The 430-nt window shown below is 47.4% G+C and carries 1 pseudogene; it reads right to left on the bottom strand.

The window, feature by feature from the left end:
• Positions 1-430: pseudogene (locus tag WEIDD23_RS13895) on the bottom strand (ABC transporter ATP-binding protein); the annotation flags it as partial.

Here is a 430-nt window from a genome sequence, read left to right as displayed (position 1 = left end):
CCATTTTTGCCCACAATTGCTACGCGATGACCGGTCTCAACCTTGAGTGTCACATGCTGGATTAATTCCCGTTCACCTTGTGACACCGTTACATCCAATGCGGTGATAACCGGCTTACCTGGGCGCACCATCACTGGCTTTTGTAACGTCAATTTTGTCTCTGATAGAGGCTTCTCAACTTTGTTTAACCGGTTTAGACGACTATTGAAAGCTTTGCGTTGTTGCGCAAAACCTTTTTCAATGCCATTTGAATTATTCTTGATTGATTCAACTTCGGCCCGACTATGCTTGTGCGGATTAATTTTCTTGGCCCGGGCAGACCGTTCGCCAGCCTCTCTAGCGCGCTGCGATAAGCGACTTTTCTCCGAAACGTACGCTTTGTAGGCTTGCATTTGAGCATCGCGCTTAGCAGCCACCTCAGCTAAATATC

Source organism: Weissella sp. DD23, assembly GCF_001579105.1.
In the GTDB taxonomy this organism is placed as follows: domain Bacteria; phylum Bacillota; class Bacilli; order Lactobacillales; family Lactobacillaceae; genus Weissella; species Weissella cibaria.
Note: the sequence above shows the minus strand (reverse complement) of the source record. Positions and strands in the feature narration are given on the sequence as shown.